We start from the raw sequence: 23562 nt of genomic DNA, 5'->3' as shown, positions 1-23562 counted from the left end.
CTATGCTGCCGCCATGTCCCCCGCGCTGCAGTCCTCCCCGGCCAAGTCCCGCGACGCCCCCCGCTACGGGCCGGTGGCGATCGCCCTCCACTGGCTGCTGGCGCTGATGATCCTGACCTCTTTCTGCGTCGGCCTGTCGATGACCGGCCTGCCCTTCTCGCCGCTGCGCCTCAAGCTCTACAACTGGCACAAGTGGGCCGGCATCACGATCCTGGCGCTGTCGGCGGTTCGGCTGCTGTGGCGCCTGTCGCACCCGCCGCCGCCGCTGCCCGCGCCCATCCGCTCGGCCATGCCCGGCTGGCAGCTGGCCGCCCACCGCGGGCTGCACGCCCTGCTCTACCTGCTGTTCTTCGCCGTGCCCCTGCTGGGCTGGGCCTACAGCTCGGCGCTCGGTGTTCCGATCGTCTGGCTCGGCGTGCTGCCTCTGCCGGACTTCGTGCCGGTCGACAAGGATTTCGCCGAAGCGGTGCTGAAGCCGCTGCACGCCCTCGGCGCCTTCAGCCTGGCCGCGGTGGCCGGGGTCCATGCGGCCGCCGCCCTGAAGCACCATTTCATCGACCGCGATGGCCTGCTCGATCGCATGTCGCCCTTCCCACACCGGAATCGCCTGCCATGACCTTTTCATTCCCGGGCCGCCACCTGCTGTGCGCGGCCGCGCTGCTCGCCGCCGCTGCGGCCGGCGCCGAACCGGTCACGCCGGCAAAGCTGCTGCCGGCCCAGAGCCAGATCGTCTTCGTGAGCCGGCAGATGGGCGTGCCGGTGGAAGGCTCGTTCAAGAAATTCGACGCCCAGGTGGCCTTCGATCCGCGCAAGCCCGAAGGCGGCAGCGTGGCACTGCAGATCGAGGTCGCCAGCGCCAGCCTGGGCATTCCGCAGAGCGACGCCGAACTGCCCAAGGCGGCCTGGTTCGACAGCCAGCACTTCCCCAAGGCCGAGTTCCGCTCCAGCACGATCAAGGCGCTCGGCGGCGGCCGTTTCGAGATCGCCGGCAAGCTGACGATCAAGGGCAGCACCCGGGACGCGCTGGTGCCGGTCGAGATCACGCAGTCGGCCGGCCAGTCGACCGCGAGCGGAAGCCTTACGATCCAGCGCCTCGCCTACAAGATCGGCGACGGCGAATGGACCGACACGTCGGTGGTGGCCGACGACGTCCAGGTCCGCTTCAAGCTGGTGCTGGCCGGACTCGGTCCGCTGTGAACCCGCTACCTTCGCCACGTCCATCCGAAAGCTCGTCATGAAGAAAATGCTCACTCTCGCCGCCCTGACGACCGCGGCGGCACTGGCCGGCGCCCAGCAGGCCCCCGAAGCCGCCGCCAAGCCGGCAGGCGGCCCGGTCAAGGGCGCCACCTACGTGGTCGACCCGACCCACACCTTCGTCAACTACGAGATGGGCCACTACGGCACCACCACCAACCGCGGCCGCTTCAGCACCAAGGACGGCAGCATCAAGATCGACCCGTCGGGCAGCACCGGCAAGGTCGACGTCACGATGGACATCAGCTCCATCAACACCGGCGTCGACCTGCTCAACCGGCACCTGATGAGCAAGGACTTCTTCAACGTCGCCGAGTTTCCGATCGCCCGCTTCGTCGCCGGCCAGATCGACTTCAGCGGCGACAAGGTCACGCAGGTCAACGGCACGCTGACCCTGATGGGCCAGACCCGCCCGGTGCTGCTCAAGGCCAACCGCTTCAACTGCTACCTGAGCCCGCTGATCAATCGCCAGATCTGCGGCGGCGACTTCGAGACCACCGTCGAGCGCAGCCAGTGGGGCATCAGCTGGGGCCTGGCCTTCGGCTTCGAGGACAAGGTCCGGCTGCTGGTGCAGGTCGAGGCGGTCAATATTCAGTGAGTCGGCGGACAGCGCGATCGACGTTTGCATTCGCGTTGCATTCACCCATGGTTTTCCTCTAGTCGCAGGCGCCGGATCGCTTGATTTGAATCAAGGCGACCCGTTCACGCGGAGAAGTGGCAAACGTACGCTACACCGTAGTCGATCCTCAGCGGATCGGCTGCAGGGAGGCAGAGGCGCGATCCGGTCACGGATCCACCGCCCCGCCGATATCGTCACACAGCCATAAAAAGGGATTGATCATGAGCGTTGTATTCACCCGCATCGGAACTCCGCTGCCCGGCAAGCAGGCCGAGGCTTTCGAATTCGTCAAGGGCCGCGCCGCCGCAGTCAACAAGGCCTACGGCACCAATGCCGAGGTCCATGTCCGCATCGGCGGCCCGATCGGCCAGATGGTCATGGTGTCGTACCACAAGAGCATCCAGGAACTCGAGGACATCAAGCGCCGCGTCATCGAGGACTCCTCCAGCGGCAAGATCCCGGTGGCACCCGAAGGCATCTTCTCGAGCGTCGAAGACGCCATCTGGCTGACCAAGTAGGCGAGCCCGCCAGCGCGGTCCCGATTCGCCGGCCCGGCTTGCTCCGAAGCGCCGGCGAATCTTCGTTTCGAGCCCACGCGGCCGATCCGGGTCAAGAACAAATCCAGCAGGCCGCCGAGGCCACTGCCACCATTCAGGCGGGGAGACACATGAAATCACAGAGTTCCATGCGGTGGTACGGCATCACCACGCTGTTCGTCGTCGTTGCCATCTCCTACATCGACCGCATCAACATCGCCATCCTGTTCAACAACGCCGACTTCCTGGAGCACATCGGGCTGACGCTCGACGACAAGGGCAGACAGGGCTTCCTGGCCACCGCCTTCATGCTGGGCTACGGCATCTCGGCCTTCATCTTCACGCCCTTCTGCGCCGCGCTCTTCGGGGTGCGCAACAGCCTGCTCGGCGGACTCCTGATCTGGGGCGGGGTGACGGCGATATCGCCCTCGTTCGACAGCTATGGCAGCCTGCTGGCGTCGCGGGTCCTGCTCGGCGTCTCCGAAGGCCCGCTCTTCTCGCTCGCCTCCGCCTACATCAAGGCGCATTTCGAAGACCGCGAGAACGGCAAGCCGAATGCCTTCGTGAACATGGGCACCGGCCTCGGCCTGGCCGTCGGCTTCCCGCTGATCAGCCTGATGCTGGTGCACTTCCAGTGGCAGACCTCGTTCTACCTGCTGGGCCTGATGAACGTCGCACTGGGCATTCCGCTCGTCTTCGCCTTCATCCACATGCCCAAGACCATCGGCAACCAGGCCCGGCCGGAATCCGTCGGCGCCGCCCTCGGCCAGATCCAGGGCATCATCAAGGGCGCCCTCCAGACGCGCCACCTGCTGCTGATCACGGTGCTCACCTCGGCGGCGCTCGCCTACCTGTGGGGCGCCAGCAACTGGCTGCCTGCCTACCTGGAGCAGGCACGCGGCTTCAGCCGCGCGGAAATGGGCTGGCTCGCCTCCCTGCCGCAGTACGCCACGGTGCTGGCGGTCCTGCTCGGAGGCATCCTGCTCGACCGCATCGACCGCCCGCAGGTGCCGCTGGTCTTCATGGCCGCCAGCGTCGGCGTCGCGCTGTCGGTGCTGCTGGCCATCAACGTCGAAGACGGCTATTCGGCCACCTACTGCCTGATCGCCGCCAGCTTCTGCTGGGGCCTGCTGAGCCCGGCCATTCCGAGCACGGTGCAGTACTTCTCCAGGCCGGAACACGTTGCCAGTGCCTTCGGCGTCGTCAATGGCACGGGCAGCCTGGTGGCCGGCTTCATGCCGGCGCTGATGGGCATCGTGATCGGCTCGGTTTCCGCCAACACCGACGGATCGGGCGGCGCGGCCGCCGGATTCTTCGCCGGCTTCGCGCTGCTCATCGGTACGCAGGCGATCGTCTTCGCCTGTGGCGGCATCCTCTGGTGGCGCGAACGCAAGAGAAGCCTTCCGCCCGGTGTCGTGCTGGGCGCATCCGGCTGATGATCGCCAGGTCCCTGGAACCCGCTCGAGTGACAGCCCCCACACAACGCTACCTTGAAATTCTCCGCAACCTGCCTCTGTTCCTGGAGGTCAGGCAGGCGGACCTCGATGCGCTCGTGCCATCGGTTCGAACCGTGCACGCCGAACGCCGGAAGGTGCTCTTCAAGCGAGGCGACCCCTGCGAGGGCTTCCACATGCTGGTGTCGGGCAAGGTCAAGCTGTCCCTGGTGTCTTCGCAGGGCGTCGACAAGCCTTTGGACATCGTCACTGCCGGCGGCAGCTTCGGAGACATCACGATGCTGCTGGAGCGCCCGTACTACCTCACTGCGCAGGCGCTCGAAGACAGCCTGCTGCTCTACCTTCCGCGCGATGCGATCGTGCGGTTGATCGAGAGCGACAGCCGCTTCGCGATGCGCATGCTCGCCAGCCTGTCGATGCGGATGCGCAACGTGGTCGACGACATCGAGTGCTTCTCGCTGCAGCCCCCTGCCGCGCGGCTGGTGACCTACCTGCTGCGCCTGCTGCCACCGGGCAGCATGACGCCCGCCAAGATCGAGCTGTCGATGCACAAGAACGTGGTCGCGGCGCAGCTCAACCTCACGCCGGAGACCCTGTCGCGCCACTTCCGCGAACTGGCCGACCGCGGGCTGCTCAGCCTGGAGGGGCGCACGATCGTGGTCAACGACATCGACCGGCTTGGCGAGTACGTGGCGGATCGAACCAAGCTTTGAGCCGCGGGTCCGGTGGGATCGCCTCGAGGCAGATCCCGCATGTGTTCTTTTATTCCACAGGAGATCATCAAGTGAATTTCTTCAGCGTCTTCTTGCTTGCTGCGTCACTGACGGGTGCAAGCGTTGCCATTGCATCGAGCGATGCGCAGACCCGACACGCGAGTACGACGGGCTCGCCGTGGCTGTCTTCCCGGCTGATCACGCCCCACCTGACAGTCAAGAACGTCGCCGCCAGCAAGCAGTTCTACACGCAGGCCTTCGGCTTCAAGCTGCGCTACGAAAACCTCAAGGATGGCCTTCCCGTGCACGTCGAGATGGACTATCACGGCGAACTGGCGCTCATGTTCGTGCCGGAGAACGTCGGTGGCCGCCCGACATTGGCGCCGATCTCTTTCGCCGACCCCAGGCAGCACACATCCTACTTCTACCTCTACGTAGACGACGTGGATGCGGTGGCTGCACGTGCGAGAGCTGCTGGCGGAACGGTGCTCGAGCCGCCCCGTGACGCCGCCTGGGGGGATCGGTTCGCCCTCATCGCGGACATCAACGGCTACCACTGGGGCTTGGCGCAGACCCGAGAACCAGGCTTCCCCACGTTCGACCCGCGCAAACAATCGTCGAAGTGAGTCAAGTCCGCATCGCCTCCACCTGGGCTCGACGGCCGGCCGGACGTCCTTCTACAGCAGGCTCTCCGGCGCCAGCGGCGCGAGCAGCTCCAGCATCAGGCGGTCCCACAGGTCCGAGTCGGGCTCGACCGTCAGCACCTGGTCGGCCCCGTCTTCCGACGTGACCCATTCGAGCTTTTCGCCGCCCTCGGCGAAGCGCACCCGGTAGGCGCCCTGCTGCTTGAGCACGTCGAGCAGCTTCAGGACCTGCTGCGCCAGCTCGGGGCTGGCGATGAAAAGCCCGATCTCGGTGTTGTGGGTGTCCGAGCGCGGATCGAAGTTCATCGAGCCCAGGAACAGCGAGCGCCGATCGAAGATCGCCGCCTTCGCGTGCAGCCGGCCGACCTGCGAGCCGAACAGCCCGAGCCGCACGCTGCGCTTGGTGCGCGCCGAACTCAATTCGTAGATCTCGACGCCGAGCCGCAGCATGTCGGGCCGGTAGCGCCGGTAGCCGGTGTGGACCACCGGCTCGTCGGTGGCGGCGAGCGAATTGGTGACGACGCTGATGCGCACCCCGCGCCCGCGGATCTCGCGCATGACCTCGAGACCGGCCTTGCCCGGGATCAGGTAGGGCGACACCAGCGTGACTTCGGAGCGCGAGCGCCGCATCTGCTCGATCACGTTGTAGCGCACGCTGTCGACATCGAGCAGCGGCACGCCGCCGTACGACGCGGTCTTGCCGACGACCCGGTCGGGGGCGTCGGCATAGGCCTCGGCCAAGGTCCAGATCAGGTCGAGCCGGGCGCCGTCCTTCAGCTCCGGCCCGAGCGGCGCGTAGCCCAGCACGTCGTTGGGTGCCGGTGGGCGCGGCGCCGGCGTCGTGGCGGGGCCCGTGGCCTGATCGAAGCGCTGCTGCAGTTCCGCCGGCGGCAGCGGGGAGCCGATCACGGTCCCGATCGGCCGCACGTAGGGGCTGTTCCAGAACAGGTCGAACAGGCTGCCGAGGCGCTTCACGAGGGCGCCGGCAACGAAGGTGTCGATATCCAGGAAGTTCGCGCCGGCGGTCTGCGTGAAGTACTGGTTCCCGATGTTGCGGCCGCCCGCCACCGCCATCGCGCCGTCGGCGATGAAGAGCTTGTTGTGCATCCGCCGGTTCACCCGATCGAAGTCGAACAGCGAGCTGGAGAAGCGCTGCAGCATGCTGCCGCGGCCGGCCGGAAACGGGTTGAACAGCCGCAGCTCGAGGTTCGGCGTCGCGGCCAGCGCGAGCAGCAGTTCGTCCTCTCCGGAGGTGTAGAGGTCGTCCATCAGCAGCCGCACGCGCACGCCGCGCAGCGCCGCGTCGCGCAGGGCGCGCAGGAAGTAGCGGCCGGTCTCGTCGTTCTCGATCTGGTAGTACTGGACGTCGAGCGTGCGCTCGGCGCGGCGCGCGAGCTGCAAGCGGGTGTCGAGGGCGAAATCGCCGCCGGGCATGAGTCGGAAACCGCTCAGGTCCGGGTCGGGCGAGGAGGCCTTGGCGATCCGGCCCAGCGTGGTCTCCGCGGAGGCCGCGATCGCGCTCGAGGGCTGGCGCTCGAAGTCGGCCGGCAGCATCGCGCAGCCGCTGGCCAGCAGCATCGTCGCCACCAGCGCCAGGCCGAGCCGCCACCAGCGCGCCAGCAGGCCCGGGCGGTGAAGCATCCCTAGAGGGCCTTGCGCAGATTGGCCGGCGCGATGCGCAGGGCCTCGCGGTACTTCGCCACCGTGCGGCGCGCGCATTCGATCCCCTGCTCCTTGAGCATCTCTGAGATCTGGCTGTCCGACAGCGGCTTCTTCAGGTCTTCGGCGCTCACGAACTGCTTGATCAGCGCCCGTACCGCGGTGCTGGAGGCGTTGCCCCCGGTCTCGGTGCCGAGCGCCGAGCCGAAGAAGTACTTGAGCTCGACCGTGCCGTAGGGCGTCGCCATGTACTTGGCGGTGGTCACGCGGCTGATGGTGGATTCGTGCAGGCCGAGCTCGTCGGCGATCTCGCGCAGCACCAGCGGCCGCATCGCGAGCTCGCCGTGCACGAAGAAGCTCTTCTGCCGCTCGACGATCGCGTTCGACACCCGCAGGATGGTGTCGAAGCGCTGCTGGATGTTCTTGATGAACCAGCGCGCCTCCTGCAGCCGCTGCGACAGCGCCTGGCTGCCTTCGCCCTTGTGCTGCTTGAGCGCGCCGGCGTAGATGTCGTGCACCCGCAGCCGCGGCATGACCTCGGGGTTGAGCATGACGCGGAACCTGGTGTGGGTGCCGTTGCCGATGCGCGTCACGATCACGTCGGGTATCACCACATTGCGCTCGACGTCGACGAAGCGGCGGCCCGGCTTGGGCTCGAGCCGCGCGATCAGCTGCAGCGCCGCGCGGACCTCTTCCTCGTTGCTGCGCGTGAGCGTCGCCAGCCGCTTGAAGTCGCGCCGCGCGAGCAGCTCCATCGGCTGCTTGCAGATCGCGATCGCGGTCATGCGCACCTGCGCCTCGTCGGCGTCCTCGTCGGGCTGCGCCAGGGCGCGCAGCTGGATCGTCAGGCACTCGCCCAGATTGCGCGCGCCGACACCGGCCGGCTCCAGGCTCTGCAGCAGGCCGAGCGCGACCTGGAAGTGATGCACCAGGTCGTCGAACTGGTCGTTGTCGTCGCCGGCCAGGCCCGAGGCCAGCGCCGGCAGCGAATCCTCGAGGTAGCCGTCGTCGTTGAGCGATTCGATCAGGAAGCGCAGCGCCGCACGGTCGGTCTCGCTGAGCCGCAGGCCCAGCGCCTGGCGGTGCAGGAAGGACTGCAGCGACTCCTGGCTGCGCGCCAATTCGGTGGCATCGGTGCGCTCGTCGTCGCCCAGGTTGTTGGTGCGCGCGGGCGCATCGCTGCCCCACTCGCTGTCGTCGGGCGCCATGTCGACCGTGCCGTCACCCTCCCAGTCGGGCTCGCCGTCGACCGCGTCCAGGGTGGCGGGCTCGGCAACCTCGGCGGACACCGCGACCTCGGCGGCGGGCGCCGAGGGGCCGGGCGTGAAGTCGCCGTCGCCATCGCCGTTGAATTCGGCCTGGCGATCTTCGTCGCGCACCGGCGTATCGGCGCTCTCGAGGCCGAATTCCTCGCGCGCGGCTTCCTCGGCCGTGCGTTCGAGGAACGGGTTGTCGTCGAGCATCTGCTCGACCTCCTGGCTCAACTCGAGCGTGGAGAGCTGCAGCAGCCGGATCGACTGCTGCAGCTGCGGCGTGAGCGCCAGGTGCTGAGAGACGCGAAGCGAAAGCCCCTGCTTCATCGAGATTGGGCTCCTACATCCGGAAGTGCTCGCCCAGGTACACGCGTCGTACCTCGGCGTTGTCGACGATCTCCGAAGGCGTGCCTTGTGCCAGCACATGCCCGTCGCTGATGATGAACGCGTGATCGCAGATGCCCAGCGTTTCACGCACGTTGTGGTCGGTGATGAGCACGCCGATGCCGCGCTCCTTCAGGAAACTGATGATCCGCTGGATCTCGATCACCGCGATCGGGTCGATGCCGGCGAAGGGTTCGTCCAGCAGGATGAAGCGCGGCTGGGTCGCGAGGGCGCGGGCGATCTCGACCCGGCGGCGCTCGCCGCCGGACAGCGACAGCGCCGACGAATCGCGCAGGTGGTCGACCCGGAGGTCGGCCAGCAGCTCGCCCAGGCGCTCCTCGATGCGGGCCTTGTCGAGCGGCACCATCCGGCCGCGTTCGTCGGGCTCGGCCTGCAGCTCGAGCACCGCGCGGACGTTTTCCTCGACCGTCAGCTTGCGGAAGATCGAGGCCTCCTGGGGCAGGTAGCTCAGGCCCATGCGGGCGCGGCGATGGATCGGCATGTGGGCGATCGGCTCGCCATCGATCGAAATCTCGCCGGCATCGGCCCGCACCAGCCCGACGATCATGTAGAACGAGGTGGTCTTGCCGGCGCCGTTGGGGCCCAGCAGTCCGACCACTTCGCCCTTCTGCACCGCCAGCGACACGTCCTTGACGACCGTGCGGCTGCCATAGCTCTTCTGCAGGCTGCGCGCTTCCAGCCGGCTGCCCGGCTGGCTGTCGCTGACACTCATCCCGGCTGTTTCGATCACTGCTTGGAGTCTCCGCCCAGCGTGGTGGTGGAACGCAGGCTGTTGCCCGGCGCCGGCGTGGTGGCCGGCGCCGCCGGCTTGGCGCCGGGGGTTGCGGGTGCCGCGGCCGCCTTGGGCGTGAGGATCGCCTTGACCCGGCCGCTCGCCTGGGTCGAGACGCCGGCATTCGGCGGCAGCGACGAACCATTCACCGTGAAGGTGTCGTTGCTCTGGTCGTAGACGATCAGCGGTCCGCTGCTCTCGTCGTTGGGGGTGGCGCCGATCAGGCGGCGCATGACCGCGCGGCGGATGAACTTCACGTTGTCGGCGCGGCTGTCGTATTCGATCACCTCGCCCTCGCCCTCGATCCACTCGTCGGTGCCGCTGTTGCGCTTCTGCTTGAAGTAGGCCAGCTTGCCCGGTTCGGCCGTGACGACGCCGTACTGGTAGCCCTCGGGATCCTGGCGGACGTCGATCCGGGTGCCGCGGATCTGGATCGTGCCCTTGTTGACGACCACGTTGCCGGTGAACACGCTGGTCTGCTTGAGGTCGTCGTAGCGCATGTTGTCGGCCTCGATGTTCATCGGCTTGCTCCGGTCGGCCTGCTCGGCCGGGGCCAGCGATGCGAAACCGGCCAGCGCCAGGGCGAGCATCAGCACGCGCACAGGACGACGGCGGGGGGAAGAGCGTAAGGGAAATGTCATAGAGGCACGAAACTTGCTCTGCGATTGTAAGCGTCCGCGGGACGCCGCCTCGCGCGGCCTTGACGAAAAAGCCCGCGGATGCGGGCTTCGTGAACGGAAATGTGGCGGCGGCGCCGCCCTTCGCTCAGCCCTTGCGGGCTTCCGTGACCAGGAAATCGACCGTCTGCAAGGCGCGGTCGAGCGAGCCGGCGGTGTCGCCGTCGACATACCAGCGGCCGGCCACGCCCAGGGCGGGCACGCCGGCGACCTGGTAGTCGGTCGTCAGCTGGGCGGCGCGCTTGGCCTTGCCGACCACCGAGAAGGACTTGAAAAGCTCGGCGAACTTCTTCGCATCGAGGCCCGGCTGCTTGTCGACCCAGGCCTGGATCGCGGCGTCGCCGGTCAGGTTCAGGCGCTGCTGGTGGATCGCCTGGAAGACCTTGGGCACGAATTCGTCGGCCTTGCCCATGGCCTCCAGCGCATAGTAGAAGCGCGCCTTGGCGTCGGTGTCGTTGCCGACGAAGGGCACCGGCACCCGCCGGAACGCGACATGCGGCGGCAGCTGCTTGATCCAGGGCTCGACCTTCGGCTCGAAGGCCGCGCAGTGCGGGCAGTTGAACGAGAAGAACTCGATCACTTCGACCTTGCCGGCCGGCGCATCGACCGGTGCCGGCTTGCCGAGCACGATGTAGTCGGTGCCGGCCTTGAAGGCACGGCCCTGCGCATGCGAAGGGCTGGCCAGCGGAAGAAGGGCCAGCGAGGCAGCGGCCAAAGAAAAGTCACGACGTTGCATTTGGAAATTCTCCTGTCGGCAGAAAGAGCCCGCGAACCGGGGTGGAGTTCCCCGGGCGCACGAAGTAAAGATCGGTGAAGAGGCCGGCGCCGGGCCGCCCCAAGGCGGCCTGCGGCCCCCTTCGGGGGGGCAGCGACCCACACGAAGTGGGGGAGCGTGGGGGCCATTTTCTAGCGCTGGACGCGGACGAGGGCGGATTCGAGGCCTCCGCTGTCCAGGCGCTCCTTGAGCTGGTCGGCGTCGTCCTTCTTGTTGAACGGACCCGCGCGCACCCGGTAGACCGTGCGGCCCGCCTGCTCGCGCTCGGTCACGCGCGCCTCGACGCCCATCAGCGAGAGCTTGGCGCGCTGGGCGTCGGCATCTTCCTGGGTTCGGAAAGCACCCGCCTGGACGAAGTACATGAAGGGATCGGTCCCGGTGCCGGCCGCCGCCGCGCCGCTGCCCGAGCCGCTGCGCGCCTTGGCGAGATCGCCGATCGGGTCGTTCGAGGGCGGCAGCGCATTGGCTTCCGCCGGCGCCGGCGCGGTCCGCGGCGGCCGCGGCGTGGCGGTGCTGCCGGGGGCCACCACCACCGGCACCGGGGCCGTGGGCGGCGCCGCGGCCGTTGCAGGAGCGGTGGCCGGAACCGGGGCCGCGGTCGCCGGACCACGGCCCGGCGCGCCGGCCTTGCCCGCCAGGGGCGCATTGGGGTCCCAGTCGCGGTTCTTGCGCGCCTCGGCTTCGTCCTGTTCGGCGCCACCGCGCTGGGTCTTGGTCATGAACGGGATCGGCACCTTGGTCACGTAGACCGCGATGCCGAGCGCGATGCCCAGGCCGAGCACCAGGCCGATGATCAACCCGATGACGATGTTGCCGCTTTGTCTTTGTTTCATGGTGGAGAGAGGAATCACATCTTCTGCGGCGCACTGACGCCCAGAACAGCGAGGCCATTGTGCAGCACCCGCGCGGTCGCGGCGACCAGCGCCAGCCGAGCCCGCTTGACCGGCTCGTCGTCGACCAGGATGCGCTCGGCGTCGTAGTAGCTGTGGTAGCTGGCGGCCAGTTCGCGCAGGTAGAAAGTGACGTCGTGGGGCGCGAAATCCTTGGCCGCGGCGGTCAGCATCGCGGGGTACTTGGCCAGTTGCAGCAGCAGCGCCTGCGACGCCGGGCTTTCGAGCGGCGACAGGTCGGCGCCTTCGAGGCTCGCCGGGTCACCGCCCCAGGCCGCCAGCACCGAGCAGATGCGCGCGTGGGCGTACTGGACGTAGTACACCGGGTTGTCGTTGTTCTGCGCCAGCGCCAGGTCGATGTCGAAGGTGTATTCGGTGTCGGGCTTGCGGCTCAGCAGGAAGAAGCGCACCGCATCGGTGCTGGTCCATTCGATCAGGTCGCGCAAAGTGACGTAGCTGCCGGCGCGCTTGCTGATCTTGACCTCTTCGCCGCCGCGCACCACGCGCACCATGGTGTGCAGCACGTAGTCGGGATAGCCGGCCGGGATGCCGACCCCGGCCGCCTGCAGGCCGGCACGCACCCGCGCGATCGTGCCATGGTGGTCGGTGCCCTGGATGTTGACCACCTTGTGGAAGCCGCGCTCCCACTTGGCGATGTGGTAGGCGACGTCGGGCACGAAATAGGTGTAGCTGCCATCGCCCTTGCGCATGACCCGGTCCTTGTCGTCGCCGTAGTCGGTCGACTTGAGCCACAGCGCGCCGTCCTGCTCGTAGGTCTTGCCGGCATCGACCAGCTTCTGCACCGTGGCGGCGACCCGGCCGCTGGTGTAGAGGCTGGACTCCAGGTAGTAGTTGTCGAACCGGACCTGGAAGGCCTTCAGGTCGAGGTCCTGCTCGTGGCGCAGGTAGGCCACCGCGAACTGGCGGATCGAGTCGATGTCCTCGACGTCGCCGCTGGCGGTGTATTCGCGGTCGTCCGAGCGCACGGTCTTTCTGGCCTTGAAGTCGGCCGCGATGTCGGCGATGTACTCGCCGTTGTAGGCCTGCTCGGGCCACTCGGGGTCGCCCGGCTTGAAGCCCTTGGCGCGCAGCTGCGTGCTGGTGGCCAGGGTCTGGATCTGCACGCCGGCGTCGTTGTAGTAGAACTCGCGCCAGACCTTGTCGCCCTGCGTGGCGAGCAGGTTGCAGATGGCGTCGCCCAGCGCCGCCTGGCGGCCGTGGCCGACGTGCAGCGGGCCGGTCGGGTTGGCCGAGACGAACTCGACCAGCACCCGCTCGTCGCGCGCGGGCTGGCTGCCGAAGGCGGCGCCGGCCTGGAGGATCTCGCGCACCACCTGCTGGCGGGCCGCGGTCTTGAGGCGGATGTTGAGGAAGCCGGGGCCGGCGATCTCGACCGCCTCGACCCATTGGGCGAAGGCGGGCGTGGCCTGCAGCGCGGCCGCCAGCTGTTCGGCCAGCTCGCGCGGCTTGCGCTGCAGCGGCTTCGCCAACTGCATGGCGGCGGTGCTGGCGAAATCGCCATGGGCCGCCACCTTGGGCGACTCGAACGCGGCTTTGCTGCCGGCGCCGGGCGAGAGGGATTCGAGCGTGTTCGCGAGCGCCGCGAGCAGCTCCTGTTTGACCAATAGCATCGCGGGATTTTACCGGGGCCAAAAGGCGTACCCGTAACGAACGTCATCCAACAGTGAACGTCGGCCGTTAGGATGAACAGCCCCGGGGCGGGGGAACACCGTGTCAACCGACTTTCCAAGGACTCCTACATCATGAAAAAGCTCCTTTCCCTGCTGGCTCTGGGCGCCACCCTGTCGTTCGGCATCGCGCACGCTTCCCCCTGCGACACCCAGGCGGCGGACAAGAAGCTGAGCGGCGCGGCCAAGACCAGCTTCGTCAAGAAGTGCGAGAAGGACACCGCGGCCGCCGCCGCACCGGCTTGCGCCGCCAAGGCGATCGACAAGAACGGCAAGCCGCTGGCCGGCGCCGCCAAGACCAGCTTCATGAAGAAGTGCGAAGCGGGAGCTTGAGCTCGCCCCCAGGTTGCCCTGCACTTCGTGTCAGGGCGCCCACCCCCTACCGGGGGCAACACCAGCGGCCCGGCAAAGCCGGTTCCGCGGTATCCCTGGCCTGATGCGCAGCGCTACTTGCCGAAGCCGCGCGCCAGGAACACCGCCGCCAGCGGGATGACCGCGATGATGTGCGCCTGGATCATCACCAGCTTGCGGGTCTTGCGGATCTCGGCCTCGGCCGGCAGTGCGCCGGTGGTGCGCAGCGCCTGGCGCCAGCGCAGGTAGCGAATCGCCGGAAAGATCGAGATCACGCCGACGATGACGAACAGCGTGAGCTTCAGGTGCAGCAGCGGATTGGTCCAGTACCAGGCCGTGCCCTTCATGCCCCACCAGGTGCGCGCCACGCCGGTGGCGATCACCGCCACCGCGGCGGTGCCGTAGACCCTGTCGACCTTGGCCAGGCGCTCGACCACCGCGGCGTTGAGCCACTCGACGCGGCACAGCGCGGCCTCGCTGGCGATGAAGACCACCATGGTCAGGATGGCCAGCAGGTGCAGATAGGCAAGGATGGCTTCGAGGGTCATCGGGGGTTTCCTTCTTGTGGTTCTACGGCGCCGCGATTGTGCCGCCCCAGAACTCCGGCCGGGCGTACTGGGCCTTCAGGAAATCCAGCCACAGCCGCACCCGCAGCGGCAGGTGCTTGCGCTGCGGGAACACGGCGTAGATGCCGTTGGGCGGCGCGGCGAACTCGTCGAGCAGTGGCACCAGCAGGCCGGCATCGATCTCGGCCTCGACCTCCCAGGTGCTGCGCCAGGCGATGCCGTGGCCGGCCAGGCACCAGTCGTGCAGCACCTGGCCGTCGGAGCAGTCGAGCGGACCGGTCGGCTTCAGGTAGATCACTTCATGCTCGCCGCCGGCCGCCGGCACCCGGAAGGCCCAGCCGCGGGTTTGCGAGGCGTCGCTCGACAGGCTCAGGCAGGCGAAGCGCGCCAGCTCCCCCGGATGGCGCGGGGCCCCGTGGCGGCGCACGAAATCGGGCGTAGCAACGCAGCGCCGACGGTTGTCGGCCAGCCGCAGGCTGACCAGCGACGAGTCGGGCAGGTCGCCGACCCGCACTGCGCAATCGAAGCTCTCGCCCGCCATGTCGACCAGCCGGTCGCTGAGGTTCAGCGAGATCGTGACCTCGGGGTGCAGTTCGTGGAAGCGCGGCACCAGCGGTGCCACGTGGCGGCGGCCGAAACCGGCCGGCGCGGTGACGCGCAGGTGGCCGCTGGCCTTGACGCCGCCGGCGCTGACGCTGGCCTCGGCGTTCGCCAGTTCGACCAGCAGCCGCTGGCAGTCTTCCAGGAAGGCGCTGCCTTCGTGGGTGAGCGCGATCCGGCGCGTGGTGCGCACCAGCAGCTTGACGCCCAGCCGCTCCTCGAGCGCGTCGATGCGCCGGCCGACGATCGCCGGCGCCACGCCCTCGGCCTTGGCCGCCGCCGTGAGGCTGCCGCGGGCGGCGATCGCGACGAAGGATTCGAGTTGCTTCAGGCGGTCCATCGCCGGCGATTATCACGAGCGGGCGCGGTCCCGCGGGGCATGGCCTTCATTCGCCGGCGATCGCGCCCTTCGCCTTGAGCTGCGCGATCTGCGCCTCGCTGTAGCCGACTTCGCCGAGCAGCGCGTCCGTGTGCTCCCCGAGCAGCGGCGGCTGCAGCCGTACGCCCGGGCGTTCGCCGCCGAGCGTGAACGGCATCAGCGGCACCTTCGACAGGCTGCCGTCGTTCATGCGGATCGGCGCCAGGCCGCCGGTGGCATTGAGGTGCGGATCGTCGAACAGCGCCTGCGGCCGGGTGATGGGCGCGAAGGGCAGTTCGTTCTGCTCGAACACGGCGCTGAGCTCGGCCGCGCTGCGGCCGGCCAGGTGCGAACGCAGCATCGGCATCATCCAGTCGCGCGCCAGCACGCGGTCGTTGTTGGTCGCCAGGCGCGGATCCGCCAGCAGTTCCTCGAGCCCGAAGGCCTTGCAGAAGATGCCCCACTGCTTGTCGCTGACCGCCGCCAGGAAGATCTGTTCGCCGTCCTTGACGGTGAAGACGTCGTACACGCCCCAGGCCGAGATGCGGCTGGGCATCGGGTCGGCGGCGCGGCCGGTGGCGGCGAACTGCATCATGTGCTGCGCAACCAGGAAGACGTTGTTCTCGAACAGCGCCGACTGCACCTCGCAGCCTTGGCCGGTCTGGTCGCGCTGGCGCAGCGCGGCCATCGCGCCGATGGCGCCGAACATGCCGCCCATGATGTCGTTGACGCTGGTGCCGGCGCGCAGCGGGTCGCCGGCGCGGCCGGTCATGTAGGCCAGGCCACCCATCATCTGCACCACTTCGTCGAGCGCCGTGCGGTGGTCGTAGGGGCCGGGCAGGAAGCCCTTGTGGCTGACGTAGATCAGCCTCGGGTTCAGCTTCTTCAAGCTGTCGTAGTCGAGGCCGAGCTTCTTCATCGTGCCGGGCTTGAAGTTCTCGCTCACGATGTCGGCGGTGGCGATCAGGCGCAGCGCGGCCTCCACGCCCTCGGGTTTCTTGAGGTCGAGCGCGATGCTCTTCTTGTTGCGGTTGAAGGTCGGGAAGAAGCCCGCGCCCGAGCCGAGCAGGCGGCGGGTGTTGTCGCCGTCGATCGGCTCGACCTTGATGACCTCGGCCCCGAGGTCGCCCAGCAAGAGGCCGCAGGTGGGGCCCATCACCATGTGGGTGAACTCCACGACGCGGATGCCGGCATACGGCAGGGGGGGCTTGGACTCAGACATGGGACTGCTTTCCTTGCGTGAAGCCCTTTGGCAGGCCGGCCTCGGGCGTCATGCCGTAGACCGGTTCGCCCGGCAGGCCGGCTGCGAGCGGCGCGCGGGCCGCGATGAGTCTGGCGAGATCGACGCCGGTGCGGACGCCCATGGCCTCGAACATGAAGACCAGGTCTTCGGTGACCACGTTGCCCGACGCTCCCGGCGCATAGGGACAGCCGCCCAGGCCACCGAGCGATGCATCGAAGGTACGTACGCCCTCTTCATAGGCGGCCAGGCAGTTGGCCAGGCCGAGTCCGCGCGTGTTGTGCATGTGGGCCGCGCCCGCCCGGTCGCCGAGTTCCGCGCGCAAGCGCCTGAACAGGCGGCGCACCTGCGCCGGATTGGCATAGCCGACGGTGTCCGACAGGCCCGATTCGTCGGCGCCCGCGGCGACGCATTGCACCGCAAGCCGGATCACCTCGTCCTCGGGCACCTCGCCCTGCAAGGTGCAGCCGAAGGCGGTCGAGATGCCGGCCTCGAGCCGGACCTGCGGCGCCATCTCGCGCCGGAGCGCCGCGATGGCCCGGACTTCCTCGACCATCTCTTCGCGCGTCTTGCGCACGTTGGCGAGCGAATGGGCAGCGCTGGCGGACACCGGCATGGTGAGCTTGTGGACGCCGGCAGCGAGCGCGGCTTCGGCGCCGCGGCGATTGGGCACCAGCGCCATCACGGTGAGGCCGGGCAGGGTGATCGCATGCCTGACCACCTCGGCGGCGTCGGCCATCTGCGGCAGCAGGCGGGCCGGCACGAAAGAGGCCACCTCGATCTCGCGCAGGCCGGCGGCGTGGAGGGCGTCGATCCAGCGCAGCTTGTGTTCGGTCGGCATGGTGGCCTTGACCGATTGCAGGCCGTCGCGAGGGCCAACCTCGCTGATGAGCACGTCGGGGGCGGGCATCGGGGGGCATCTCCTTCGGGGTGGTGGATTGATAATTCTATCCAATAGAACAATATTCTATACAACAGAATTAAGCCGGCATTTCCGCCTCCTGTCAAGCCGCGCCCGCATGCACTGTATGCCGCTCGGCTGTCAGGTCTGAAGCTTGCAGCGCGGATTTCCCGCGGCGGTGCGCGTACGCTTGCGGTGCACGGACCTCGTCGTTGATTACCTTCGTTTTGGTCACGGATAAAACCCGTTTTCGGCTATTACTCGCCAGACTTGTATCGAATAAAGTGCTGGCAAGCATCTATTCAAGGAGTACAGAACCATGACCGCCCGCACCACCGTCCACGGCCTCCAGGTCGCCACCGAACTGCACCAGTTCATCGAGCAGCAGGTGCTGCCCGCGACCGGCGTCGCCAGCGAGGTCTTCTGGAAGGGCTTCGACGCCATCGTGAGCGAGTTCGCGCCCAAGAACCTGGCCCTGCTGGCCGAACGCGACCGGCTGCAGTCCGAGATGGATGCCTGGCACAAGGCGCACCCGGGCCCGATCGCCGACATGCCGGCCTACCGCGCCTTCCTCGAATCGATCGGCTACCTGCTGCCGCAGCCCAAGGACGTGCAGACCACCACCGCCAACGTCGACGCCGAGCTGGCCCTCCAGGCCGGCCCGCAGCTGGTGGTGCCGATCCTCAATGCGCGCTATGCGCTGAACGCGGCCAACGCGCGCTGGGGCTCGCTGTACGACGCGCTCTACGGCACCGACGCGATTCCCGAGACCGGCGGCGCCGAGAAGGGCAAGGGCTACAACCCGGCACGCGGCGCCAAGGTGATCGAGTTCGCGCGCCACGTGCTCGACCAGGCCGCGCCGCTGGACAACGGCTCGCACAAGATGGCGACCGGCTACAAGGTCGAGCACGGCAAGCTGGTGATCGCGCTGCAGAGCAGCAGCACCGGCCTCAAGGACCCGTCGCAGTTCATCGGCTACACCGGCGAGGCGGCGGCGCCGCAGTCGGTGCTGCTCAAGCACAACGGCATCCACCTCGACATCCAGATCGACCGCTCGACCGCGATCGGCAAGAGCGACGCGGCCGGCGTCAGCGACGTGGTGCTCGAAGCCGCGCTGTCGACCATCCTCGACCTGGAAGACTCGGTGGCGGTGGTCGATGCGGCCGACAAGGTGCTGGCCTACTCGAACTGGCTCGGCATCCTCAAGGGCGACCTGACCGAGGAAGTCGCGAAGGGCGGCAAGACCTTCACCCGCGGCCTGAACCCGGACCGCGAATACACCGGCGCCGACGGCCAGCCGGTGAAGCTGCACGGCCGCTCGCTGATGTTCGTGCGCAACGTCGGCCACCTGATGACCAATCCGGCCATCCTGTACGCCGGCGGCAAGGAGATCCCCGAAGGCATCATGGACGCGGTCATCACCACGACCATCGCCACCATCGACCTGAAGCGCAAGGGCAACTCGCGCACCGGCAGCGTCTACATCGTGAAGCCGAAGATGCACGGCCCGGCCGAAGTGGCCTTCGCGAGCGCGCTGTTCGGCGCGGTCGAGCAACTGCTCGGCCTGCCGGCCAACACGGTCAAGCTCGGCATCATGGACGAGGAACGCCGCACCAGCATCAACCTCAAGGCCTGCATCGCCGAAGCGGCCGCGCGCGTGGCCTTCATCAACACCGGCTTCCTCGACCGCACCGGCGACGAGATGCACACCGCCATGCAGGCCGGCCCGATGCTGCGCAAGGGCGACATGAAGTCCACGCCCTGGATCCAGGCCTACGAGAAGAACAATGTGCTGGTGGGCCTCTCGTGCGGCCTGCGCGGCAAGGCCCAGATCGGCAAGGGCATGTGGGCCATGCCCGACCTGATGCACGCGATGCTCGAGCAGAAGATCGCCCACCCCAAGGCCGGCGCCAACACCGCCTGGGTGCCCTCGCCCACCGCCGCCACGCTGCATGCGCTGCACTACCACCAGGTCAGCGTGGCCGAGGTGCAGAAGGAACTCGAGAAGATCGACGCCAATGCCGAGCGCGACAACATCCTGAACGACCTGCTGAAGGTGCCGGTGGTGCCATCGGTGAACTGGACCGCCGCCGAGCGCCAGCAGGAGCTCGACAACAACGTGCAGGGCATCCTGGGCTACGTGGTGCGCTGGATCGACCAGGGCGTGGGTTGCTCCAAGGTGCCGGACATCCACGACATCGGCCTGATGGAAGACCGCGCCACCCTGCGCATCTCCAGCCAGCACATCGCCAACTGGCTGCTGCACGGCGTGGTCACGAAGGAGCAGGTCAACGCCACCTTCGAGCGCATGGCCGCGGTGGTCGACCAGCAGAACGCCGGCGACCCGCTCTACAAGAACATGGCCGGCCACTTCTCGACCTCGGCGGCGTACAAGGCGGCGCAGGACCTGGTGTTCAAGGGCATCGAGCAGCCGAGCGGCTACACCGAGCCGCTGCTGCACGCCTGGCGCCTCAAGGTGAAGGCCGGCACGGCCTGAGTTCAGGCGCGCATCAGGCCCTGCGCCGCACCCGGCGCCCTGAAGGCGAAACCCGGAAACAGCTCGGCCATCCGCGCGTCCTGCAGGCGCAGGTGCCGCTCGCCGATTTCCGCCAGCACCTGGCGGAAATCGGTGGTCACCGCCAGGTCGCGGCCCTCGTGCAGCGCGCCATCGTCCAGGCCCGGCCAGCGTCCGTGCACGCGGCCGCCGGCCACCCGCCCGCCGAGCAGCCACATCACGTTGCCATGGCCGTGGTCGGTGCCGCCGTTGCCGTTCTGGCGCACCGTCCGGCCGAACTCGGACATCACCACCACCACCGTGTCGTTCCACACCGGGCCCAGCCGCGTCGCAAGGGCCGACAGGCCCTGCCCCAGCGGCCCGAGCCGGTTGGCGAGCTGGCCGCTGGCTGCGCCCTGGTTGGCGTGTGTGTCCCAGCCGCCCAGGTCCATGAAGGCCAGCTGCACCCGCGGGTCGTTGCGCATCAGGGTCGCGAGCCGGGCCGCGTTGTCGGGGAAGCCATTCGGCAACGGAGCGCCGTTGCTGGCGGCCTGCATCTCGCGCTCCAGGCTGTCGCCGTTCATCGAGCGCATCACCTCCTGGTGCGATTGGCGCGACGCCTGGAAGGCCCGCGACAAGGCATCGTCGCCGCCGTAGAGCCGGCCGAAGGCTTCGGCGACCTGCGGCCGGTCGAGCAGCGTCGGCTTGCCGGCGGCGGCCCCCAGCGGGACATTGGCGACGCTGTTGCGGCCCGCGTAGATGCGCGGCAGCACCGGGCCCATGCTGACGGCCCGGGTGGCGCTCGCGCCGCCCGCCGGGTCGGGCGGCAGCGCGCCGAGCAGCCGGTTGAGCCAGCCGTCGGCGGTCGACTTGCGCCCCGGCGTGCCGGATTCCATGTAGTCCTGGGCATCGAAATGCGAGCGCGTCGCATCGGGTGAGCCGCAGGCCTGCACGAAGCCGAGCTGGCCGGCCCGCCACAGCGGCATCAGGGGCGCCAGCGCGGGATGCAGGCCGAAGCGGCCGTCGAGGTCGAGCACCCCGCCATCGTCGCCCGGACGCGCCAGGGCGATGGACGGGCGGGCGGCGTAATAGGCGTCGTCGGCATGGGGCACGACGACGCTCAGGCCATCGACGGCCCCGCGCAGGAAGATCACCACCAGCCGCGGCGGCGCGGCGGTAAGGCTCTCGCCCACCGCGGCCCACGCAGAGGGGCCGATCGGGAGCAGGACGGCGCCGCCCTGGACGGCGAGTTTCAGCAGATCGCGACGCAGCATGGCGGCTCCCGGCAAGTCAGCGGTGCATGAAATCCGGGCTGCCGAGCGCCATCGGCGCCTGCAGCTCGGGCGCGGCCTCGGCCAGGGCGGCACGGGTCTTGGGCGAGATGCCGCCGCCCAGCGTCGCCAGCAGCGCCTGGGCATCGACCGGCTGCGTGGGCGCGGCCGGCAGCCGGCCCGATGCCAGGGCGGTCGCAAAGGCGATGCGGCGCGTGATCGCGTCCGGGTTGAGCCAGGCGTCCTGGGTGTTCTTGTAGCCGTCCGGCGTCTGGCAGCCGTAGAGCGGCATGCCGAGTTGGCGCAGCGTGCCGAGCAGGGGCCGGACGTCGGTCGAAGGCCAGTCGGTGGCGCGGACAGTCGAGACCACGTAGTCGTAGGGCGTCTTGAACTTCTGTCCCTGCACCTTGGGACTGCGGAACTCGGGGCTGGCGAACAGGGTCTCGAGCAGCGCCTGGATGTCGCCGCCGCTCGCCAGGTAGCGCCGGGCGAGGCGGTCGACCAGCGCTGCGGGCGGCTGGTCGGCGACGAAGTACTGCGCCAGCTGGTAGCTGACGTGGCGCGCGGTGGCCGGATGCATCGCCAGCAGGTCCAGCGCCCGCTCGCCCTCGGCCTGCCCCTGGTCGCCGATCCGCTGCCCGAGCCAGAGCTTGTCGCCGCGGTCGTGCCGCCGCGCGTCGAACGCGAAGACCGAGGCACCGGTGGTCAGGCGCGGCGCGAAGGTCCATCCGGTCAGCACGCGGGCCAGCTCGGTCACGTCCTGCTGGGTGTAGCCGCCATCGACGCCCAGCGTGTGCAGCTCCATCAGCTCGCGGGCGTAGTTCTCGTTCAGGCCGCTGGCCCTGGCGGCCGGGCCGGCGCCGCCTGGCGGCTGCGAGCCCGCGGCCACGGACTGCCAGTTGTCCAGGTAGAACAGCATCGCCGGGTGATGGGCCGTGGCCCCCAGCAGGTCGCGGAAGCGGCCCATCGCGTAGGGCCGGATCGCCTCGCGCTCGTAGTTGCCGACCAGCACCCGGTCCAGGCCCTTGCCGACGAAGACGTTGAAGTGGTTGAACCAGAAGTCCACCATCCGCTCCTCGAGCTGGCGCGGACTGCGCGCGGCCCGCCAGAGACGCGCCTGGCCCGATTCGATGTCGAGCTGCCGGAGGGCCTCGCGGCGTGCCGCCCGGGCCTCGTCGCCGCCGTACTTGACCGCCTGCGCCGCCTCGCGGTACCGCGTGATCAGCTCCCGCTGCGACGCCGCGGCCGTCGGCAGGGCGGCGAGCTGCTGCGCGAGATCGGCCGGCAGCGGCAGGCGCTCGGGGTGCAGCTGCTCGTCGATGTAGCGATCGATGCCGACCTGCCGCACATGCGCCAGGTCGCCGGGCGCGGGGCCGTAGCCGAGGCGATTCAGCACATGGAGCGCGTCGGCCTCCGAGGCGCGCTGCGCTTGCGCGGGCAAGGCGGCGAAGGCCGCGCAAGCCAGGGCCCAGGCGATGACGCGAGCTTTCATGGACAACTCCTGCAACGGGGGTGGCTGAAGGGCGACACCTCCACAACGCCGCGTCGGCGGACTCGGCCGACCTTGCCCGTCAAGCTCGGCTGACGGACCGGCGTCGTCAGCCGCCAGGCGCCGGCCGGGCGCGCGCCAGGGTCCGCCCCACCTCGGCCGGGTCCATGCCGTACATCTCCGCGAACTCCGCCACCGTGCGGCCGCTGGCCTCGAAGGCACGCAGCAAGGCCTCGCGCTTGGCGGTGCGGGCACCGACTTCAACGAAGGCCTCGTCGAGCACGGCGTTGGTGACTTCGTCCTGCGTGCGCACGGCCAGCACGTAGTCCTCGCGCGACAGGCCCGAGGCCTCGATGGCCTCGACCAGGCGGGCGCGCAGCTTCGGCCGCAGGTCTTCCGCGGTGCGCGCCTGGCGGCGCTTGAAGACTTCGAGGATGGCGTGGTGCACGTGCTCGGGGGCCACGGGCTCGACCGGCACGCCGTTCAGGTCATGGCGCTGCTCGCCGGCGGCCACCGCATCGAGGTAGCGGGTCGAGCGTGCATGCAGGCCGAGCGCGATCTTGAGGTCCTCCTTCTTGAACACGTCGGGATGCAGGGCCAGCAGCTCCTGGTAGACGCCGAGCTTCAGCGGCCGGAAGCGGGCCCCGAACATCTTCGGATAGAGCTCGAACAGGCGCTCCAGCACCGCGTTGGCCTTGCGAGGCGCGCGCTGGCCGCCCTTGGCCTCGGGGCCGGCCTTCGGCGTGGCGTCGGGCCTGGCGTCGGGCCTGCCCTCGGGCCGGGGCTTGCGCCGTCCGCGGCGGCCTTCCCTGGGGGCGGCGGGCGCGGCCGGTGTGGCGGATGCGGCGGGGGCCTCGGCGGCCTCGGGTGCGGAAACGGTCTCTGTCGTCGGGGTCATCGGAATCTTGGTCAGCGAAGCGAGGGGGCTCGGAAGCCCCGGAATGGCACCTACT

The 23562-nt window shown here is 68.8% G+C and carries 23 protein-coding genes; 9 read left to right on the top strand and 14 right to left on the bottom strand.

Annotated features, from left to right (window positions below):
* Positions 1-13 precede the first annotated feature (13 nt).
* The 7 genes from QTI17_RS13115 to QTI17_RS13085 all read left to right on the top strand — a co-directional run bounded on the left by QTI17_RS13115 (position 14) and on the right by QTI17_RS13085 (position 5202).
* A complete protein-coding gene (locus QTI17_RS13115; protein ID WP_286533611.1) occupies positions 14-616 on the top strand; it encodes a cytochrome b in 603 nt (200 codons plus the stop codon).
* Complete coding sequence (locus QTI17_RS13110; protein WP_286533609.1) at positions 613-1197, top strand: YceI family protein; 585 nt, start codon at positions 613-615, stop codon at positions 1195-1197. Before QTI17_RS13115 ends, QTI17_RS13110 begins: the two co-directional genes overlap by 4 nt.
* 37 nt (positions 1198-1234) lie before the next feature.
* Complete coding sequence (locus QTI17_RS13105) at positions 1235-1852, top strand: YceI family protein (protein ID WP_286533607.1); 618 nt, start codon at positions 1235-1237, stop codon at positions 1850-1852.
* 242 nt (positions 1853-2094) lie between these two features.
* A complete protein-coding gene (locus tag QTI17_RS13100) occupies positions 2095-2391 on the top strand; it encodes a hypothetical protein (RefSeq protein ID WP_286372042.1) in 297 nt (98 codons plus the stop codon).
* 149 nt (positions 2392-2540) lie between these two features.
* Complete coding sequence (locus QTI17_RS13095) at positions 2541-3845, top strand: MFS transporter (protein ID WP_286533605.1); 1305 nt, start codon at positions 2541-2543, stop codon at positions 3843-3845.
* 29 nt (positions 3846-3874) lie between these two features.
* Positions 3875-4576, top strand: coding sequence for a Crp/Fnr family transcriptional regulator (locus tag QTI17_RS13090; protein ID WP_286533603.1), 702 nt, complete (start codon positions 3875-3877; stop codon positions 4574-4576).
* Between the two features lie 128 nt (positions 4577-4704).
* Positions 4705-5202, top strand: a complete 498-nt coding sequence (locus QTI17_RS13085; RefSeq protein ID WP_503011049.1) for a VOC family protein — start codon at positions 4705-4707, stop codon at positions 5200-5202.
* Positions 5203-5253: 51 nt separating this feature from the next.
* Here QTI17_RS13085 and QTI17_RS13080 read toward each other — a convergent pair whose 3' ends face one another.
* From QTI17_RS13080 to argS, 7 genes are all read right to left on the bottom strand, one after another.
* Complete coding sequence (locus QTI17_RS13080) at positions 5254-6798, bottom strand: phospholipase D family protein (protein ID WP_503011048.1); 1545 nt, start codon at positions 6796-6798, stop codon at positions 5254-5256.
* Positions 6799-6863: 65 nt separating this feature from the next.
* Positions 6864-8459: an RNA polymerase factor sigma-54 gene (locus QTI17_RS13075; RefSeq protein WP_286533600.1), complete on the bottom strand. Its 1596-nt coding sequence runs from the start codon at positions 8457-8459 to the stop codon at positions 6864-6866.
* A gap of 13 nt (positions 8460-8472) precedes the next feature.
* Entirely contained in the window at positions 8473-9249 is a 777-nt protein-coding gene (lptB, locus tag QTI17_RS13070; protein WP_286533598.1) for an LPS export ABC transporter ATP-binding protein, read from the bottom strand.
* 14 nt (positions 9250-9263) lie between these two features.
* On the bottom strand, positions 9264-9950 hold the full coding sequence (lptA, locus tag QTI17_RS13065; RefSeq protein WP_286533596.1) for a lipopolysaccharide transport periplasmic protein LptA: 687 nt from the start codon (positions 9948-9950) through the stop codon (positions 9264-9266).
* 124 nt (positions 9951-10074) lie between these two features.
* A complete protein-coding gene (locus QTI17_RS13060; RefSeq protein WP_286533595.1) occupies positions 10075-10722 on the bottom strand; it encodes a thiol:disulfide interchange protein DsbA/DsbL in 648 nt (215 codons plus the stop codon).
* A 170-nt stretch (positions 10723-10892) separates the two neighbouring features.
* Entirely contained in the window at positions 10893-11594 is a 702-nt protein-coding gene (locus QTI17_RS13055; RefSeq protein WP_286533593.1) for an SPOR domain-containing protein, read from the bottom strand.
* 14 nt (positions 11595-11608) lie between these two features.
* On the bottom strand, positions 11609-13282 hold the full coding sequence (gene argS, locus QTI17_RS13050) for an arginine--tRNA ligase (RefSeq protein ID WP_286533592.1): 1674 nt from the start codon (positions 13280-13282) through the stop codon (positions 11609-11611).
* Between the two features lie 132 nt (positions 13283-13414).
* On the opposite strand from argS, the gene QTI17_RS13045 reads away from it, so the two are divergent.
* Positions 13415-13672 (top strand): hypothetical protein, encoded by a 258-nt coding sequence (locus tag QTI17_RS13045; protein WP_286533590.1) that lies wholly within the window; start codon positions 13415-13417, stop codon positions 13670-13672.
* Positions 13673-13785: 113 nt separating this feature from the next.
* Here QTI17_RS13045 and QTI17_RS13040 read toward each other — a convergent pair whose 3' ends face one another.
* Genes QTI17_RS13040 through QTI17_RS13025 form a run of 4 tightly spaced genes read right to left on the bottom strand, consistent with a single transcriptional unit; the run spans position 13786 to position 17364 of the window.
* On the bottom strand, positions 13786-14238 hold the full coding sequence (locus QTI17_RS13040) for a DUF2214 family protein (RefSeq protein ID WP_286533589.1): 453 nt from the start codon (positions 14236-14238) through the stop codon (positions 13786-13788).
* Positions 14239-14260: 22 nt separating this feature from the next.
* Positions 14261-15196, bottom strand: a complete 936-nt coding sequence (locus QTI17_RS13035; protein WP_286533588.1) for a LysR family transcriptional regulator — start codon at positions 15194-15196, stop codon at positions 14261-14263.
* A gap of 46 nt (positions 15197-15242) precedes the next feature.
* Positions 15243-16436: a CaiB/BaiF CoA transferase family protein gene (locus QTI17_RS13030; RefSeq protein WP_286533587.1), complete on the bottom strand. Its 1194-nt coding sequence runs from the start codon at positions 16434-16436 to the stop codon at positions 15243-15245.
* Entirely contained in the window at positions 16429-17364 is a 936-nt protein-coding gene (locus QTI17_RS13025) for a hydroxymethylglutaryl-CoA lyase (protein ID WP_286533586.1), read from the bottom strand. The genes QTI17_RS13030 and QTI17_RS13025 overlap by 8 nt, the downstream gene beginning before the upstream one ends.
* Before the next feature lie 310 nt (positions 17365-17674).
* On the opposite strand from QTI17_RS13025, the gene QTI17_RS13020 reads away from it, so the two are divergent.
* Entirely contained in the window at positions 17675-19852 is a 2178-nt protein-coding gene (locus QTI17_RS13020) for a malate synthase G (RefSeq protein WP_286533585.1), read from the top strand.
* A 2-nt stretch (positions 19853-19854) separates the two neighbouring features.
* Here QTI17_RS13020 and QTI17_RS13015 read toward each other — a convergent pair whose 3' ends face one another.
* From QTI17_RS13015 to QTI17_RS13005, 3 genes are all read right to left on the bottom strand, one after another.
* Positions 19855-21123, bottom strand: a complete 1269-nt coding sequence (locus QTI17_RS13015; RefSeq protein ID WP_286533584.1) for a DUF1501 domain-containing protein — start codon at positions 21121-21123, stop codon at positions 19855-19857.
* A gap of 16 nt (positions 21124-21139) precedes the next feature.
* Positions 21140-22612 (bottom strand): DUF1800 domain-containing protein, encoded by a 1473-nt coding sequence (locus tag QTI17_RS13010; protein ID WP_286533583.1) that lies wholly within the window; start codon positions 22610-22612, stop codon positions 21140-21142.
* A gap of 106 nt (positions 22613-22718) precedes the next feature.
* On the bottom strand, positions 22719-23507 hold the full coding sequence (locus QTI17_RS13005) for a ProQ/FINO family protein (RefSeq protein ID WP_286533582.1): 789 nt from the start codon (positions 23505-23507) through the stop codon (positions 22719-22721).
* Positions 23508-23562 lie beyond the last annotated feature (55 nt).

The organism is Variovorax sp. J31P179, from assembly GCF_030316985.1.
Lineage (GTDB): Bacteria > Pseudomonadota > Gammaproteobacteria > Burkholderiales > Burkholderiaceae_C > Variovorax > Variovorax ginsengisoli_B.
The sequence above is the reverse complement of the archived record's forward strand: the minus strand, read 5'-3'. Positions and strand labels throughout refer to the sequence as shown.